This is a genomic window from Peribacillus sp. ACCC06369, from assembly GCF_030348945.1.
GTDB lineage: Bacteria > Bacillota > Bacilli > Bacillales > DSM-1321 > Peribacillus.
On sequence record NZ_JAUCEN010000002.1, the window covers coordinates 2,556,000 to 2,574,141 of the forward strand.

At 32.4% G+C, this 18,142-nt stretch carries 14 protein-coding genes and 2 pseudogenes; 12 read left to right on the plus strand and 4 right to left on the minus strand.

Annotated elements, in window-relative coordinates; all coding sequences use genetic code 11:
- Window positions 1-216 precede the first annotated feature (216 nt).
- Window positions 217-453, minus strand: a pseudogene (locus QUF78_RS13320) (DUF3898 domain-containing protein); the annotation flags it as partial.
- A gap of 496 nt (window positions 454-949) precedes the next feature.
- Here QUF78_RS13320 and QUF78_RS13330 point away from each other — a divergent pair.
- From QUF78_RS13330 to QUF78_RS13365, 8 genes and pseudogenes are all read left to right on the plus strand, one after another.
- A complete protein-coding gene (locus QUF78_RS13330; protein ID WP_289325012.1) occupies window positions 950-1,747 on the plus strand; it encodes an exonuclease/endonuclease/phosphatase family protein in 798 nt (265 codons plus the stop codon).
- An 11-nt stretch (window positions 1,748-1,758) separates the two neighbouring features.
- A complete protein-coding gene (locus tag QUF78_RS13335; protein WP_289325013.1) occupies window positions 1,759-2,154 on the plus strand; it encodes a hypothetical protein in 396 nt (131 codons plus the stop codon).
- 283 nt (window positions 2,155-2,437) lie between these two features.
- Window positions 2,438-5,830: an Ig-like domain-containing protein gene (locus tag QUF78_RS13340; protein ID WP_289325014.1), complete on the plus strand. Its 3,393-nt coding sequence runs from the start codon at window positions 2,438-2,440 to the stop codon at window positions 5,828-5,830.
- Between the two features lie 652 nt (window positions 5,831-6,482).
- Window positions 6,483-7,097, plus strand: coding sequence for a sunset domain-containing protein (locus QUF78_RS13345; RefSeq protein ID WP_289325015.1), 615 nt, complete (start codon window positions 6,483-6,485; stop codon window positions 7,095-7,097).
- A 276-nt stretch (window positions 7,098-7,373) separates the two neighbouring features.
- Window positions 7,374-7,490 (plus strand): annotated as a pseudogene (locus QUF78_RS13350) (hypothetical protein); the annotation flags it as partial.
- Between the two features lie 90 nt (window positions 7,491-7,580).
- Window positions 7,581-7,763 (plus strand): phage integrase N-terminal SAM-like domain-containing protein, encoded by a 183-nt coding sequence (locus QUF78_RS13355; protein WP_289327309.1) that lies wholly within the window; start codon window positions 7,581-7,583, stop codon window positions 7,761-7,763.
- Window positions 7,764-7,839: 76 nt separating this feature from the next.
- Window positions 7,840-8,496, plus strand: a complete 657-nt coding sequence (locus tag QUF78_RS13360; protein ID WP_289325016.1) for a tyrosine-type recombinase/integrase — start codon at window positions 7,840-7,842, stop codon at window positions 8,494-8,496.
- A 134-nt stretch (window positions 8,497-8,630) separates the two neighbouring features.
- Entirely contained in the window at window positions 8,631-9,386 is a 756-nt protein-coding gene (locus QUF78_RS13365) for an SHOCT domain-containing protein (RefSeq protein ID WP_289325017.1), read from the plus strand.
- A gap of 120 nt (window positions 9,387-9,506) precedes the next feature.
- On the opposite strand, the gene QUF78_RS13370 is transcribed toward QUF78_RS13365, so the two are convergent.
- Together QUF78_RS13370 and QUF78_RS13375 are read right to left on the minus strand one after the other, a co-directional pair.
- Complete coding sequence (locus QUF78_RS13370; protein ID WP_289325018.1) at window positions 9,507-9,722, minus strand: hypothetical protein; 216 nt, start codon at window positions 9,720-9,722, stop codon at window positions 9,507-9,509.
- Window positions 9,723-9,799: 77 nt separating this feature from the next.
- Window positions 9,800-10,507, minus strand: a complete 708-nt coding sequence (locus QUF78_RS13375) for a hypothetical protein (RefSeq protein ID WP_289325019.1) — start codon at window positions 10,505-10,507, stop codon at window positions 9,800-9,802.
- A 975-nt stretch (window positions 10,508-11,482) separates the two neighbouring features.
- Here QUF78_RS13375 and QUF78_RS13380 point away from each other — a divergent pair.
- The 3 genes from QUF78_RS13380 to QUF78_RS13390 all read left to right on the plus strand — a co-directional run bounded on the left by QUF78_RS13380 (window position 11,483) and on the right by QUF78_RS13390 (window position 16,513).
- Window positions 11,483-14,026 (plus strand): DEAD/DEAH box helicase, encoded by a 2,544-nt coding sequence (locus QUF78_RS13380; RefSeq protein ID WP_289325020.1) that lies wholly within the window; start codon window positions 11,483-11,485, stop codon window positions 14,024-14,026.
- 564 nt (window positions 14,027-14,590) lie between these two features.
- Window positions 14,591-15,841: an HNH endonuclease gene (locus QUF78_RS13385; RefSeq protein WP_289325021.1), complete on the plus strand. Its 1,251-nt coding sequence runs from the start codon at window positions 14,591-14,593 to the stop codon at window positions 15,839-15,841.
- Between the two features lie 126 nt (window positions 15,842-15,967).
- Entirely contained in the window at window positions 15,968-16,513 is a 546-nt protein-coding gene (locus QUF78_RS13390; protein WP_289325022.1) for a hypothetical protein, read from the plus strand.
- Between the two features lie 11 nt (window positions 16,514-16,524).
- Here the strand turns inward: QUF78_RS13390 and QUF78_RS13395 are convergent.
- Window positions 16,525-17,675, minus strand: a protein-coding gene (locus QUF78_RS13395) for an IS3 family transposase (RefSeq protein WP_483313823.1) whose coding sequence is annotated in 2 segments (ribosomal slippage) — window positions 16,525-17,426 and window positions 17,426-17,675 — 1,152 coding nt in all. Because the reading frame shifts where the segments join, the coding sequence is not laid out codon by codon here.
- Between the two features lie 221 nt (window positions 17,676-17,896).
- Here QUF78_RS13395 and QUF78_RS13400 point away from each other — a divergent pair.
- Entirely contained in the window at window positions 17,897-18,103 is a 207-nt protein-coding gene (locus QUF78_RS13400) for an HNH endonuclease (protein WP_289325023.1), read from the plus strand.
- Window positions 18,104-18,142 lie beyond the last annotated feature (39 nt).

The following is an 18,142-nucleotide window of genomic DNA, read 5'->3' on the forward strand; positions in this document are numbered from 1 at the left end:
AATTGAAGTATAAATATAAAAAGAGAATGCTATTTCATAATGCATTCTCTCTTTATGTTAGTAATCCTTTAGGAAACCTTTAAACAGGAATAAGAGCCATTTTTGTCAATTTAGCGGCACACTTTCGGTCACTAATATTGCCGAGAAAACCTTTGTATCGCTGTTTTCTGTTATATTAGTGGTCACACAATGTTCAAAATACACGTATAAAATCCCTCAAACCTTCCTACTAATCTTCTCCACAATCTCCATCAAATCATCCGGCCTGTGAAATTCAATCGGCGAAACGCCTTTATCGAACTCTATCGTATCCGATTCTATCATCAATACATACTTCCCATTAATCTTTCCTAAATGGATGTTATCTCCGAAATCGGCTAGTAGTCCTTTGATAGATGTACTGCCAAGCTTCATGCGCAGTTCGGCTTCAGGTGTATGCTCGACAATCTGGGCTAATGGATGTGGAGAAGTGCAATAAGAAAACATAAACCAGAACCAATAAATATATATATTGCAAGTATTAGAATGAGGAAGTTATTGAAGCAATGGTTAAATAATGAGGAGATTAAATTTAAAAAGTAGTATAACAGCCAAATAAATACATCGATAATTGAATTTTCAAATAACTTTATAAACGTAAAAAAACACAAAATATATACTCAAATAAGGGAATTGTAAAGCTATTTGAGATTTCAAACATAAAAGATGAAAACCCCATTCTATATTAATGGGGTTTTTCAATGTATAAAATTGCACGCATATAAATTGGAAGGGTCATAAGTTATTATATTATTTTTCAAAAGGACATAATTAATTTCATTTCATTTCATGTTAGATAACTCAGATTAAGAATAAACTTTAATTAAAAAGAAGGAGAAAAATATGTTAATGGTTTAGTAGTAATGAACATTGTAAATAGTTATAATTCATTGTAGGGAGGAGGTATATATTGCTAAATTTTTTATTTTGGAATTTACGAAAAAAAAATCTACATAGCCCATTAGCACACCTTTGTAGAGAAACTGAAGCTAATATTATTATCGTAAATGAATTTGAGAATTTAGATATTAGTGCCCTACTGCATCAATTAGGTGAAACCTATTCTGAAGTAGTAACAGAGCATTCTAGGATTAAGATTTTTCATAACCTAGGCAATGACGTAAGTCGAATTTCAGGTAATACATATTATACAGCTGTTCGGATAAAGCGTGAAAACCTTAATCTAAATGTTGCAGGTGTTCATTTGCAAGGTCAATCTTATACAAATGAGAAGGGTAGACTTGCTTTAGCTACAAGGTTAAGAACAGCAATAGCGGACTTTGAATCCAGTGAAGGACATAATAATACTGTGATACTTGGAGATTTTAATATGAACCCTTTTGAAAGTGGAATGATTTCTGCAGAGGGTTTCCATGCGATTATGTGTCCTATAACTGCTGTCAATAACGTTGTCAGACAGGTTTATGAAGAGGATAGAATGTTCTTTTATAACCCGATGTGGCATGTTTATGGTAATATTACGTATGATACATTAGGAACGTATTATTATAACTCTGGTATTGAAAATTATCTATGGCATTGCTTTGACCAGGTTATTTTAAGACCCAATTTGGTGGGTAAATTTAATATAGATTCATTAAAAATTCTCACTAAATTTAATGAAGAAGAAGACTTATTGTTCAATGGAGTTCCGAATAAAAACGTTTTTTCTGACCATCTACCAATATCTTTTACATTAAATGTTTAAGGAGGACTAAAATGAGTGATAGAGATTTATGGGGAGAACTTGAATTAAGTAGTGAAAAAGATAGTATATTTGATTTTATGAGAGAGCAAGCTGACCTCCTCAGTAGTAAAACTGGCTATAGACTGGTTGCAGGGATTGAAACAAGTAATATCCAAACAAATCCAATCGAAGGCTTTACATTAATGACAAATTTTAATATTGTTTGTAATTATTTAGATAATTATAAATACAATCTTTTTACTGTTTTTTCTTCACCTGTTTCAGATTATCCTGTTCTTTTTGAATTTAACGGAACTACTCATGGTTATTTAAGTAATAATGAAGAAGAATTTCTATATAATTTGCAACAAATTCTCTCATCAGAAGAAACAAAAAGAGTAATAAAAAATTTATTCTCGAAGTCTTAAATTCAATTAAAGAAATTTGACAAAGAGCATTAGAAATCTAATGTTCTTTTGTTATGTTAAGTACCTCTTTTTATTTCTATTTTCATTATCCTTTATGTTGTAAAATCGATAAAATTCGATTTTTATCATTTGGGATGATATATAACATACTAGAATAATATAAAATTTTTTCCAATTTTCTGTTAATTATGGTAAGATTTATTCTGGAGGTTTTATATATCTTTCTGTTAAACTTTTGTAATATTATTATAAAAATAATTTATTGGGGAAAAGGGGATTTATCTTGTTTAAAAAATTGAGGATTTTTATAGTTTTAGTATTGTTTTTTTCTTTTACAATGTTAAATACTTTGCAGGCATTAGCCTCCTCAGATACAACACCACCAACAGTAAAGAGTATTAAAATTGATAAAACAGCAGTTGAACCAGGAGACAATATAAATATTGAGGTCGAAGCAGAAGACTTGGAATCAGGAATTTCAAATACCAGAACGAATCGAGTAGTTCAAGTACAAAAACAAAATGGTGATACTTACCAATATGTTTATCTAAATTATGATTCTACAACCAAGAAATACACTGGAACATATACCGTCCCTACTAATTCAATAAATGGGGTATGGTATATATCCTGGATTTACTTTGTGGATAATGTAGGGAATAAAACAAGTATACGTCCAAGTGAAGGAAGTGGATTTTACCAATCATTTGTTGTTTCTAATGGTAGTAATGATACAACACCACCAACAGTAAAGAGTATTAAAATTGATAAAACAGCAGTTGAACCAGGAGACAATATAAATATTGAGGTCGAAGCAGAAGACTTGGAATCAGGAATTTCAAATACCAGAACGAATCGAGTAGTTCAAGTACAAAAACAAAATGGTGATACTTACCAATATGTTTATCTAAATTATGATTCTACAACCAAGAAATACACTGGAACATATACCGTCCCTACTAATTCAATAAATGGGGTATGGTATATATCCTGGATTTACTTTGTGGATAATGTAGGGAATAAAACAAGTATACGTCCAAGTGAAGGAAGTGGATTTTACCAATCATTTGTTGTTTCTAATGGTAGTAATGATACAACACCACCAACAGTAAAGAGTATTAAAATTGATAAAACAGCAGTTGAACCAGGAGACAATATAAATATTGAGGTCGAAGCAGAAGACTTGGAATCAGGAATTTCAAATACCAGAACGAATCGAGTAGTTCAAGTACAAAAACAAAATGGTGATACTTACCAATATGTTTATCTAAATTATGATTCTACAACCAAGAAATACACTGGAACATATACCGTCCCTACTAATTCAATAAATGGGGTATGGTATATATCCTGGATTTACTTTGTGGATAATGTAGGGAATAAAACAAGTATACGTCCAAGTGAAGGAAGTGGATTTTACCAATCATTTAGAGTAACCAATGATTTAATTCCTCCTAACGTTCCAAGTGTAAATGAAGTATCGGATAAATCAACAAATGTTACTGGTACTGCGGAAGCAGGTTCAACGATAACAGTTATGGCAAGCACTAGTGTAATCGGGACAGGGGTAACTAACAGTGATGGAACATTCTCCGTTCCTATTGATGTACAAAAAGCAGGAACAACATTGACAGTCACTGCAAAAGATGATGCAGGAAACATAAGCGAAGCAAAAGAAGTTACAGTAAAAGATGTGACAGCTCCCATAGCTCCAACAGTGAATGAAGTAACGGAAAACTCTACAAATATTTCTGGAACAGCGGAAGCAGGTTCAACGATTACCGTTAAGGCAGGAACAGCGGTAATAGGAACAGCGACTGTTGATACCGAAGATAAATATACAGTAACGATAGAGAAACAAAAGGCAGGAACGAAGTTATCAGTAACTGCATCAGATGATGCAGGAAACGTAAGTGAAATGAAGGAAGTAACAGTAAAAGATGTAACAGCTCCAGTGATTCCGACAGTGAATGAAGTAACGGAAAACTCTACAAATATTTCTGGAACAGCGGAAGCAGGTTCAACGATTACCGTTAAGGCAGGAACAGAGGTAATAGGAACAGCGATTGTTGATACCGAAGATAAATATACAGTAACGATAGAGAAACAAAAGGCAGGAACGAAGTTATCAGTAACTGCATCAGATGATGCAGGAAACGTAAGTGAAATGAAGGAAGTAACAGTAAAAGATGTAACAGCTCCAGTGATTCCGACAGTGAATGAAGTAACGGAAAACTCTACAAATATTTCTGGAACAGCGGAAGCAGGTTCAACGATTACCGTTAAGGCAGGAACAGCGGTAATAGGAACAGCGACTGCTGATACCGAAGGCAAATATACAGTAACGATAGAGAAACAAAAAGCAGGAACAAAATTAACGGTAACTGCATCAGATGATGCAGGAAACATAAGCGAAGCAAAAGAAGTAACAGTAAAAGATGTGACAGCTCCCATAGCTCCAACAGTGAATGAAGTAACGGAAAACTCTACAAATATTTCTGGAACAGCGGAAGCAGGTTCTACGATTACAGTAAAAGCAGGAACGACGGTATTAGGAACAGCGACTGTTGATACCGAAGATAAATATACAGTAACGATAGAGAAACAAAAAGCAGGAACAAAATTAACGGTAACTGTATCAGATGATGCAGGAAACGTAAGTGAAGTGAAGGAAGTAACAGTAAAAGATGTAACAGCTCCAAGCGTTCCAACAGTTAATGTTGTATATGATAATGCTACTGTTATTAGTGGCAAAGCTGAATCAAATGCAAAAGTTTATGCAATGGTGGGAAGCAAGAAAATTGGCGAAGCAACTGCAAAAAATGGTGCATATACGATTAAGATTGCAAAACAAAAAGCAGGAACAAGCATTTCTGTTTATGCTACAGATACTTCAGGTAATAAGAGTGGAAGTAAAACAGTTAAAGTTATAGACAAAACTCCACCAAGCACCCCAACAGTTAATAATGTATATGATAACGCTACTGTTATTAGTGGCAAAGCTGAATCAAATGCAAAAGTTTATGCAATGGTGGGAAGCAAGAAAATTGGCGAAGCAACTGCAAAAAATGGTGCATATACGATTAAGATTGCAAAACAAAAAGCAGGAACAAGCATTTCTGTTTATGCTATAGATACTTCAGGTAATAAGAGTGGAAGTAAAACAGTTAAAGTTATAGACAAAACTCCACCAAGCACCCCAACAGTTAATAATGTATATGATAACGCTACTGTAATTAGTGGCAAAGTTGAAACAAATGCAAAAGTATATGCAATGGTGGGAAGCAAGAAAATCGGAGAAGTAACTGCAAAAAATGGAGCATATACGATTAAGATTGCAAAACAAAAAGCAGGAACAAGCATTTCTGTTTATGCTACAGATACTTCAGGTAATAAGAGTGGAAGTAAAACAGTTAAAGTTATAGACAAAACTCCACCAAGCACCCCAACAGTCAATAATATTACAAGTAAGACAGTAACGGTAACTGGTAAAGGCGAAAAAGGAGCATCTATTTATATTTACAATGGAAGTAAGAAGATTGGGCAAGGAATAGTGGATAGTCGAGGATATTTTAAAGCGAAAATTAAGGCACAAAAGAAGGGTTCGTCATTAAAGGTATATGCCCAAGACAAATCTGGCAACAAGAGTAAGAGTAAAACGGTAAAGGTGAGCTAGTATCAAGATAAAATTAGTATTAAAAGGTACCTGTATAGATTTTGCGGTAATACTGAGCCAAGTATTACCGCTTTTTTTAAACTATGATTTGTAATAAAAGGGTGGGTAAGACAAAAGAAATTTTTTAAACTCACATTTAGAGTGCGTGAAATCTTGGTAAATAAAAAAGGAAGGAAGTCCTCATTAATAAGCAAAGTTTGAACCACGATAGAATAATAGTTTTAGTTACCTTGAGAATTTGCTTTTGTATCTATCTCAATTAGTTATTATAAAAACACCAGAGGAAATTGAAGGTGTCAGACAATCTATAATAAAGTCCAGAAAGTCTTATAATAAGTAATCTTTTTGGGAAATTTTTCTCTTCTCCTCATTTATCCAATTATATGATAATATTATCATGGTTCTAATCGACTAGCATACCTGAGGAGGATAGAAATGGCTAATTAAAAATTATAGAGCCTGTATGTACTATTTCCCTACTCAATCAACAATACGTAGAAGTTATGTAGAAAAAATTTGGAGGTCTAGCTAAAACTAAAGCAATATAGATAAAAGAGCAGAGTACGACCGATTGAGCTTTTGTAGGTAGTAACAAAAGGGAATTTATAAGTGAGCTGATAAAAACTCACTATCAGAGAGTTGGAGGTAAATTGTGCGATTAATAAAAATACTATTTTGGTTATGTCTTATATTTTTTGTTATATCACTTTTTGTTTACACTATTCAGTGTATAATTTCTGCTTGGTGGAATATTCTTCTCATTATTATCATCTTATTAACCCTGTGGTGGTATAAAATTAGAAGGAAAAATCAGAAGTCAGTTTGGCAAGGAGTTATAGTAATTATTCTTTCTTTACTTTTACTAGCCTGGTTTTTAATTCCTTGTATATTTGGACACTTTAAAGATTTGGAAGAGGAACCTGAAACTGATACCGAAATGAACCATCATCAAGTATTGACCAATGATGAGGAAGATAAAGAGAAAAAACAACAAGCAGAAAAAGAAAAAGAAGAACAGGAAGAAAGAGAAAAAGAACAAGCAGAAAGAGAAAAAGAACAAGCAGAAAGAGAAAAAGAACAAGAAAAAGAAAAAGAAAAAGAAAAAGAACAACAAGCTTGTTCAAACATTCGAGGTAATATTTCAAGTTCAGGCGATAAGATTTACCATGTGCCTTCAGGTCAGTTTTATGATAAGACTGAACCTGAAGAAACTTTCTGTACAGAAGCTGAAGCTAGATCTGCTGGATATAGAAAATCAAAACTATAAATTATTTTGCGGTAATACTTACTTTCTAAGTTTACCGCTTTTTTTATCTATTTGATAACTAGGGTGGATAAAAGAGATGTTTTATAAAAAAAATAGTATTCTTCCCCTTCGATTGTGTTAAAAATGTGTCACGTGTGATTCTTTTGAAAAACATGTCTTGGGGTTATTCTACGTGTGAATTTAGTTCAAGAAGGACAACTAAGTATAATTGTGGAATAATATAATATAGGAAGAAAAAAATTATAAACGTTAATTTAATCATGTTTTGTATAAAATTCTATGTCTCGTACAGACCATATCGCTAAATACAACCAACTTCCTCGCATCGAAGACCAGCTTGGTGACTTGGCTGTTTATGCAGGCTTGAAATCTTTCTATAACTTAAAGAAGTAATCTTTGAATGCAAAGTTTCGTACAAAACAGTTCTATGCTAGATGGATTATGTAGTACGAAAACATGAGCTTAGTCGTACAACGTTTTTTTATGTTGGTAAAAGATTTACAAAAGGAATTTAAATTTGATTTAGAAATTAAGAATTACTCCAAGAGGACGATTGAAACATACAATTATAATATTGACCAATTAATGTATTACTTAGACGAACATTTCAGTTTTAGTGAAATAGAAGAGATTTCAACAATACATATTAAGCGATTTGTACAGTAGCAATTACATTTAGGCAACAAATCGAATTACATAAATACCATCATTAAATCTTCTACGTGCGTTCTATAATTATTTGGTGGCTGAAGAATATGTTAGCCACAATATTGTGGAGAAAGTGAAATTCTTGAAAGAAGAGAAAGTGATTATTAAAACATTTACTGATAAAGAGGTAGCAAATATGATTGCTGCTTATGACTTCAAAACCTATTTAAACGCACGAAACAAGGTAATAATTGCAATGTTTATTGATACAGGAATGAGAATGAGCGAGTTAATAAATCTTCGATCTAGCTGGTTTAATGAAACCAATATAAAAGTATTTGGTAAGGGGGCTAAATGGAGATACGTACCAGTAAGCCTAATGCTAAAGAAATATATGATTAGATATGAGAGGTTGAAAGAAGGATATTTCAAAAATAAGAAACAAGAATATGATAATTACTTTTTATCACGAAGTGGAAGGCCCTTAACAGGAGTGCAAATCCAAAATATTGTCAGAAATGCTGGTGTGAAGGCGAAGGGAAGAGAAGAGATTCGTTGTAGTCCTCATACATTAAGACATTTTTCTATTCAGTCAAACCTAAGAAATGGATTGGATTTGTATAGTTGTTCTAGGATAGCTGGTCATGAGAATATACAGATTACAAAAAAATATCTAATGGGATTAGAAACAGAAAACATTCTTGAAATGGCTACAAAATCAAGTCCTTTAATGAACATAAAAAATAAATAGCAAAGAATAAGTCGGGGTAGTTTTCACCAAAATGACAATGTTGAAATACAAATTATAGATATGTACTACCCCCCCCGCAAACTGAGTAAATTATAAAGAGCGTATGGTTTATAACATAAAAGTGGAGGTAAAAAATGGCTATACTTGTTTGTTTCCTTATTGCAGGAGTGTGTTTCTTGCTAGTAGCATTAATAAATAAAGGTGAAGACAAAATTGAGGATATTCGTCAAAAAAGTGTTAATAAGGTAATTGAGGAAAATAAAATTACGATTTCCAAAAGGTTTGATATGAAGATGGTTTACACTCTAATACATGATAACAAGAATAAATGTATATGGGTTATCTTATATTCAAAACCAAAAGATATTATTAAACAATTCAATTATCAAGATATTATTCAAGTTGAATTGAAGGAAGATGATGAAACAGTAGGTGTTACATCAAGAACAAGCCAATTAGGGGGCGCTCTTGTTGGTGGAGCTTTAGCTGGTGGGGTTGGGGCTGTTATAGGTGGTTTAAGTGGAAAACAAAAACAGAAAAGAGCGGTTAAAAGTATTAAGCTAATTTTAACATTAGATGATTTGGAAAATCCTACCTATTCTATAGAGATAGAACGTTTCCATAAACCAGTAGATACTAATTCAAGGGAATATGCTAATGCAAATAACATGGCATTTAATTGGTTTAAGCTATTAGAAGTCATAATAAAAAAGAGTGAAAAGGAGAATAAAATTGAGCGGGATAATGAACAAGTTATGGATAAGGTGGAAGTGAATATTCCCAATTCCTCAATTGCTGATGAATTATCAAAATTAGCTTTATTACTAAAGGAAGGTGTCCTATCAGAGGAAGAATTTAATAACCAGAAAAAAAGGCTATTGTCCAGTTAAGTAGACCAACAACCCTTAGTGACGCATCCTTAGTTGATAAAAGAACAAGTTTATCAAAAATATATTTCTATAAGTAAAGCCCTCCAAAAAGTTGGGGGGCTTTACGAAAATCATACATAATTATAACTCACTTTTCTTATTCTCCTTTTCATTTGCCAATCTATAAAATAATAAAACCTTCTCCCATAATGGAACATAGTCACCGAGAATCTTTAACTTTTTTATATGTTGAGTTCCAGTAATTTTATCTTGTCGGTTCTTTGCTAAGTTAATGGAATTTTCACCATATAGGGTTTTAAAATCATGAAACAACGTTGTTAGTTCATCTTCACTCAAGCCATGTTCATACTTTAATTATCCTTTTTTATTTAACTTATCAATAAACTTTAATATCTGTCTATCAGGTGCTTGTACTACGCAGCCATGAGTTTCATATATATATACCGAAATCCATAGTCAATTAAAATCCAATCAAGTTCTTTCTTAAATGCAATAACATCCTTACTTCTAGTTTTCCAAGATATTTCATCCAATGATACATTGTGCTTTGTTGCTAATTCACGTTTCACCTTAGAGAAATTCGTGATTTCCTCATCTGTTAATTCGCGACTATCGCCATTAATAAGTTTTCCATACATTGACCTTTTGTAAATAATAATTTTTCCTTCAGCCAATTTCTCAAACACAGATGCTAAATTCCTCTTTAATCGACTTAGCTCTAGGTTAATGAAGTATTCTAATAGTTCAATATCCTGGTCAATAAAAACTGTATTACTATCTTTGTATTTATTCTTTAATTGCTCAAGGTGTTGCTTCTTGGTGCTGTCGTTCCAAGAAGCATTTGCTAATTCCCAACCAATTATATTTATCTCAACTAACCATTGACTAATGGACATGTTTTTTAGATTATTTTTGCAATTATCCAAGATGTACTTTAAAACAAGATTATGTAATTCGTAAGCATAAACCATCTGTCCTTGTCCACAATTATCATAGTTTAATAAGTCCTTACGTTCTATTAATACATCACGTTTCTCAGCCAACTTATAACCTTTTCTAGGACCTAAATACTCAACGATACTCCATTCAACTTTTGCTGTAGTTTGTTGCCTTTTTTTCATTATATATTTGTACTTTGCCACCATCTCTGTCAAAAGCTTAGCTTTCGACAGACCTCGCCCAAAGTACCAAAGGCGTTGATTAAGTAAGTAAAATACTGTAACCAGCGATGTTTTTTGGCGTACCTTTTTTGCATCGCAACACGGCGAAATAAGTTGTAAAGCGAGAGCTTTGCAACTTTTTTAACGTGCTTGTGTAAAAAAGGTACACAGTATTATTGTCTAAATGTTTTCTCATAAACAATTGACGTACTTTCTACTAATAGGAAAACTCTCTATTGTATGAGGTGGATAAGCATATCTAACCCTGCACTCCGTGCGTATTTCTTTACGTGTAAATAGTGTTTTTTCTGATATAAAATCATGTCAAAAGACATAGTTTTTACGTATGTTGACCGTACTGTTTTTTTATGTTTGGATATTTTCTATTGTAGGATAAGAAACCAGAATTGATATTACGAGGTTTTGTTAGTGTTTTATTGATAATATTATTATATCACAAAATAGGCATTTTGTAAAAAAATGTCTTAATACCAACCTTTTGATTTGGAGATAGATATTTAAGAAGATTTGAAAGAAGCTATTATGTTTTTAGAAGGATTATTATCCAATTAGGGTGTCTGATTAGTAATGAAATAAAAATACAAGTAGCGGTAAAATAGTAGATTAATAGTGTTATGGTGGTTTGTTAAATCGGGTAAAGGGGAGTTTATATTTATGTATTTTGAAAACTTTCTCTAAAACGAACAAAAAAATTGATAGACGAATAGACCTATGATAAAATAAAACCAAAGGTCGAAAAATGTAAAAGTATAGGGTATTTTCTGCATTTTGGAAATAAATAGATTTTGGGGATTCTTAGTGAAAAAATGGCGTTTTTCCTAAGAGTTCTATCCGCTTTAAAACTTAACTTAGTAAAGGATAACATAAATATCTTATGAAAATCAATAAGAAAAGGAAATTGAGAGGAATGATTTTATGGGTTTTTTTGATAGGAAGATGAAGGAATATTCGGCAAAACCAAAAGAAATAATAACTAATCCTATAGAAATTTTTAATAAATCTCTTATACAACAGCCTGGATATGATTTTTTGAGAGGAAATCAAACTGAGTTTTTAAACCTCTGGGATAGTAGGAGGAAAGATACAGATATAGTTGGTTTAATGGATACTGGTTCTGGTAAGACTTTAACGGGTTTATTAATGTTATACTCCAAGCTTAAAGAAGGGGTTGGACCTGCAGTTTATTTGTGTCCTGATAATCAATTAGTAGAGCAAGTATATCAACAAGCATCCTTGTATGGTATACCAGTATGTAAATTTGAGCTAACAGAAAGTTATCAACAATTCCCTTTAGAATATGAGAATGGTGAAGCTATCTTGATAGCGAATTTTGATAAACTTTTTAATGGTAGGTCTGTTTTTGGAGTAATTGGAAATGATAGAGAAATAAAAGAAATTGGTGCATTGTTAATAGATGATGCTCATGAGTGTGTAAAAAAAGCTAGGCAAAAGGCATCTATAAAAATACATAAAAAGGAAAATGAACAATTGTTTGCTAATTTAGGTAATTTGTTCATTAAAGACCTCGAAATTCAAGGAAGAGCAGCATTAAGCGGTATTATAAAGGGTGAATCTAGTGTTATTAAACAAATTCCTTATTGGGATTGGCAAAATAAATTATCGAGTGTAACTAAATTGCTAGAGGATAATAATAATATTAGGAATAGTGATATATTTTTCAATTCAAACCTAATTTTAGATGAATTAGATAATTGTGAGTGCTATATAAGTGGTACTACTATTGAGATAACACCAATAATGATTCCCTATTATAAAATTCCAGCATTTAATAAAGCTCAACACCGCTTTATTTTATCTGCCACTTTAAATAATGGATTTTCTTTAATAAGTGATTTAGGAATTGATGAAAATGCTGTTAAAAATCCAATAAATGTAAATACAATCAGCTTAGGTGAACGCTTAATCCTCGCTCCTAAGAGATATAATAAGGAAATTACAGACTTAGAAATACGTCAGTTATGTTTTGAATATGCAAAAGACATAAATGTTGTTGTTATTGTTCCTAATAGTAAAAAAAGCGAAATTTGGACTAATATGGGGGCAGATTTGTTAAACAGTGACAACGTTGTCGAGGAAATAAACAAATTGAAGAGTGAAAAAATAGGTAGAGTTTGTGTTGTACAGAATAGATATGATGGAATGGATTTATTGGACGATGCTTGTAGATTATTGGTCATCGATGGTATGCCTACAAAGGAATCTTTAAAAGAAAAAATTGAAATGCAGTACAGAGAAAACTCAATGCTAGTTAATATGAAAAGAGCGCAGACTATTGAACAAGGGTTAGGAAGAGGGGTGCGTTCAGGAACTGACCATTGTGTTACTATATTAATGGGAGATGATTTATTATCCTTTATTGGAAAAAACGCTAATAAACCATTATTTAGCCCAGTGATTCAAACCCAATTGGAATTTGGGGTTAATTTAGTTGCTAGAGAGGAAGTATTAGATAAAGATATTGCAATTGGTTACATGAAAGAAGCAATTAAAGAGTGCCTTGAAGCCAATGATGGTTGGAGGACTTTTCATAAGCAACTAGTTAACTCTGCGGAAAATGAATTTAGCATTGTTAACTTTGATAACCTCATAGATTTGTCAGTGCTAGAAAATACACTTTTTGAAGCAAAACGAAAAGAAGACTTACCTAATATTGATAAAATTATGAGGGGAATATTGACTTTAGTTGCTAAAAGTAACGATGAGGGATGGTATTTTCAACTCTATGCACAATTAATACATTCTTTGGATTCTACTAGAGCCAGTGATTTACAAATAATAGCTAAAGAATTAAATACTAGTTTGCTTAGACCTCTCAATTTTGTTAGAAGTAAAAAAGTTAAAAATTATGGTAGTCAGATACCAAACTTTAAAAATAAAGTAGCTGAATTTGATAGAGGAACAGATTTGGTTATTTATGTGAATAACATCCTTTCAACATTAGAATACTCTCCTGATATATTATATAAGGACTTTGAAACATCAGTTAAAAAAATAGGAGAGTTCTTAGGTTTTGTATCTACATGTCCAGATAAAGAATTTAATGATGGACCAGATAATTTCTGGAGAACTGAGAACTTTGATTTTGTTATAGAATGTAAAAACAACAGTTTAAATAACATTAGTAGAGATGAAGCTAACCAAATGACTGCTTCAATAAGATGGTATAAAGCAGTATATACTGAAAGTGATAGAATGGTAGGAGTAATTCTTCATAAAAGTAATATAGTTGCTCAGGATGCTCATATTAATAATGAATTTTCAGTGATTGATTTAGAAAAATTAGGTTTATTAAAGAGTAACTTGCGCAAATTCAGTATGGAACTATCGCACAAATCACCTAATTCTTGGACAGAAAGTGAGTTAGAAGAAAAACTAAGAAAGTATTCTCTTACTGACAAGACTTTTAGAGAGAAGTATATAAGAAATATAAGAGGATAAGCCATTATTATTATGTAGTGATAGTTAAGGGGTCTGAATACTAAATTAGTCCTCTATCTATGGTTAGTAAAATTTAAAAAGACATTTGAACAGTGTGTCTTTTTCTTTTATGGATGTTAACAATAAGCGTTGCTACTATGCTCTTAACAACTGAAGCAGAGTTTGTTATAATAAACCTAGTTCATACATAAAGTGGGTAAAGTGAACCAACTGTTATTGAACTATGAGTACAATCACATATAAATAGGATGAAACGAGTTAATAAACGTTGATTTAGTCACTTTATTATAAGATAGTCCATGTCCCGTACAGACCGTATCACTTAATACACCCACATGTTCTCAGCAATGAGGACTTGGCGATTTAGGATTTTCGATTTACCTGAAATCTTATAATGTGTTTGCACCATTCAATCTAGAATGGTGCTTTTTATGTTTGCCTTAGTTCTTGCGATTAAATATAATCTTTTTGTGTTACAAAATGCCTATTATTTTTTATGGATAATTGTTACTATTTTAACTTATGGGAAATCATTTAATATCCAGTTTTAATGGAGGTATTAGTATGGCAACTGCCAATCAAAGACAGTTAGAAATTCAATTTCATAAGGATATGTTAAATATTTATGAGAACGCAAGAAAGATTGGTTATAATGCTTCAAGGTTTAAGCAAATGGTTGCTAATCAAGGTGGACTAAATGTTGCTAAGAAGTTCATTAATAGCAACAGTCCTTCTGATGGATTTACAAGCTTATTGCTATTGGGGAGATTAGATTTAACAGTGGAAGCATTAGTTCTTGAGGAAGCATATCAATCACTTTTTAGTGAAGAAGAAAGACAGGTTGTATTAGATAGATTAAAAGAATATGGATTTGAAATTGAAAATGAAATAGTAGAAGAGAGTATGGTTACTACTTCTACAGCAACTGTGCTTGCTATTAGACTGCTACCAATGTCAGAAACTGACCCAGAGTTTGCAGAGCAAACTATAGAAAATTTACAAGAATGGTTTGTAAGTGAATTACCTTTTAGAAAGTATAATTTTAAAAAAGGAATGAATGCAGACCCTGGAACTCTAGTTTTATTTCAATATAAAGGGCATGTTATTGCTTCTGCTATTCTTGAAGAAAAGATAATGTATACAGAAGATAATGAAGGGGAATACAGAGGAGCATATTATTTTACTCCTTCATCTATAGCTATTTTTAGCCCTATTACTTCCGAGGAAATGAAGAATATTTGGACTCAATTTAAAGGGTTTAATCAGTCTCTACAAAAATTAGATATTAAACAATATGAATTATTGTATCAACTTTTATTAAGGAAAAATATTAGATATGTACTTGATGGGGAAGTAGATGAGGAATCTTTTCAAAAACAAATTGAGAATATAAATACGGATGGTTCAGAGAAAGTAGTGGATGAACCTAAAGAAATAATAAAAGGGACACATATAATCACTCCAATAACTAAGTGGAAAAGGAATCCTATCGTTTCTAAGAAGGCTATAGTATTAGCTGAAAATAAGTGTGAATATGATAACTTGCATTTATTTTTTAAATCGGCTACAACAGGTGAAAATTATGTTGAAGCACATCATTTAATTCCTATGGAGTTCCAAGACCAATTTGAGAATAGCTTGGATGTTGAAGCGAATATTATATCGTTATGTCCTCTTTGTCATAAAACAGTCCATCATGCCACAATGGAAGAAATAGAGCCAATAATCCGAGAATTATATTTAATAAGACAAAATAGGTTAAATAAATGCAATATTGGCTTGGAGTTTGAAAAGTTAATGGGAATGTACAACTAATCATTTGGTTAATTAAATTAAACTGCGTTCTTTATTTAAGACCACATTAAAAAAGTCTTTATAACTAATTAAACTTGATTTGCAGTTTATATAGAAACGGACTTTGTTAACGGGAGGAGCGTAAACATGAAGGGGTATATTGGAGTTACTTCTAGGGAGTGGTTTAAGTATTTATCCAATAAAAATAATGTAGGTGAAGTTAATTTTTGGCGTAAAAACACTAACCATTTTAATGTATTAACAACGGAGGAGCCGTACTTTTTCATAGTGAAAAATGAAAATGGTGTTAAAGGTGAAAGAGCCGTATTAGGTAAGGCAACATATGAAAGATTTGAAGTTTTAACAGTTAATGAAGCATGGGATAGGTACGGGCAAGGTAACGGTGATGTAGAGAAAGAAAGTTTTGTTACAAGAATGAATAGTATGTTTGAAACTGATATGGATAACGGTGAAATAGGATGTATTATTTTATCCGATTTTCAAGTATTCGATAACCCCGTATATTTAAGTGAAATTGGTATTGAGTTTAAAAATAGCGTTGTATCGGGTAAGTCTAAAGGTATAACAGATAAAGAAATTGGTTTAATTTTAGAGCACGGATTTAACACTATGGAAACAGTTATGCGTAAACTGAACGAAGTAGTGGATTTGAGTCAATATTTTGGACACTAAAAAGTTAAATCTTAAGCTGTATTCCTAATTCGATCTTCAATGGCTTGTGGGGTTTGATAACCCAAGCTGCTGTGAATTCTTTTTCGGTTATACCAACCTTCAATAAATTGGAACATCGCTAATTTAGCTGTTTGATAGTCTAGATATTGTACGTGGTTGACTTCTTCCTTCTTTAATAGGGCATGAAAGGATTCAATACAGGCATTATCGTACGGGCAACCTTTCTGACTAAAGGATTGCTTAATATGATGGTTTTGGATATGTTGAGTAAACTCACTGCTTGTATATTGTGAGCCAAGATCGGTATGAAGAACTAAGCCCTCCGAGGGCTTTTGTGATAGGTGTGCGTTATTGAAAGCTTTTATGACCAGTTCTGTCGTCATTGAACGAGAAAATGAATACCCTACTATTTTCTTAGAATGAAGGTCTAATACCGAAGCTAAATAACACCATCCGTCTTTTAACGTATGGATATACGTAATATCTGCTACCCATTTCTCATTAATGGTCTGAGTAGTGAAGTCTCGTTTTAACAAATTATCCAATTGAATAACCTTTTCTTTAGATGGATAGGGACGGTATTTTTTCTTAGTAATAGAACGAATTCTCGCCTTGCTCATTAAGCGTTGAACACGCTTTAGACTTAGGGAAAACCCTTTGGTTAATAAGCTTTCATGAATCTTTGGAGCCCCATATCGTCCCTTGCTTTCCAGGTAAATGAGATGAATTTCCTTCGTGATTTCTTGGTTTTCCTGTTCGCGATTTGATACGACTATTTGAAGGGACTGATAATGGCTGCTTCTTGGGATTTCTAGTATTTCACACATCTTCTGTACGGGATATTGTTTCTTGTGTTCCTCAATAAATTCGGTAAGATCTGTTTCGGTTACTTTTTCGCGAATATGGCCATAGCCTTTTTTAAGATTTCAACTTCTTGCTTTAACCGAAGGTTTTCCTTTTGAATGGCGGCTAATTCCTTTGGAGTCATGGACTCTTCCCCTAAACCGATTGGAGTAAATTCTTTAACCCATTTATAAATGGTAACTTCTGATACGCCATATTCGCCGCTTAATTCTTTGACCGAATTACCCGAGTGATAAAGATCTACAATAGTCTTCTTGAATTCATTATTGTATTTTTTACCTGTATTCTTACGTTCCAAGACGGACACATCCTCTCAAAAATCATTGTAAGGACTTAACTAAAATGTGTCCATGAAACTATACTAACTCCATAGACCGTATTGGTTTTACGGAAGATGATGAAGGTTTCCCCGAAGGTAAGCGAATCTTAAAACAGCACTTAGTAAGGGAACGGAATCCCGAAGTAATTAAGTTAGCAAAGGAACGCTTTATAGAACGACACGGTAAGCTGTTTTGTGAAGTGTGTCGATTTGATTTTAAAGAACATTATGGCGATATAGGAGAAGGTTACATAGAAGGGCATCATACTAAACCTATTTCTGAAATGGGTGAAGATGAGCAGACAAAAATTGAAGATATAGTCCTTGTTTGTGCTAATTGCCACCGTATGTTACACCGTAGAAGACCGTGGCTATCAATTAATGAGCTTAAAGAATTATTAGGATAGTGGAGGTTAGGATTTTGAAGGTTATTTACAAAATCACTT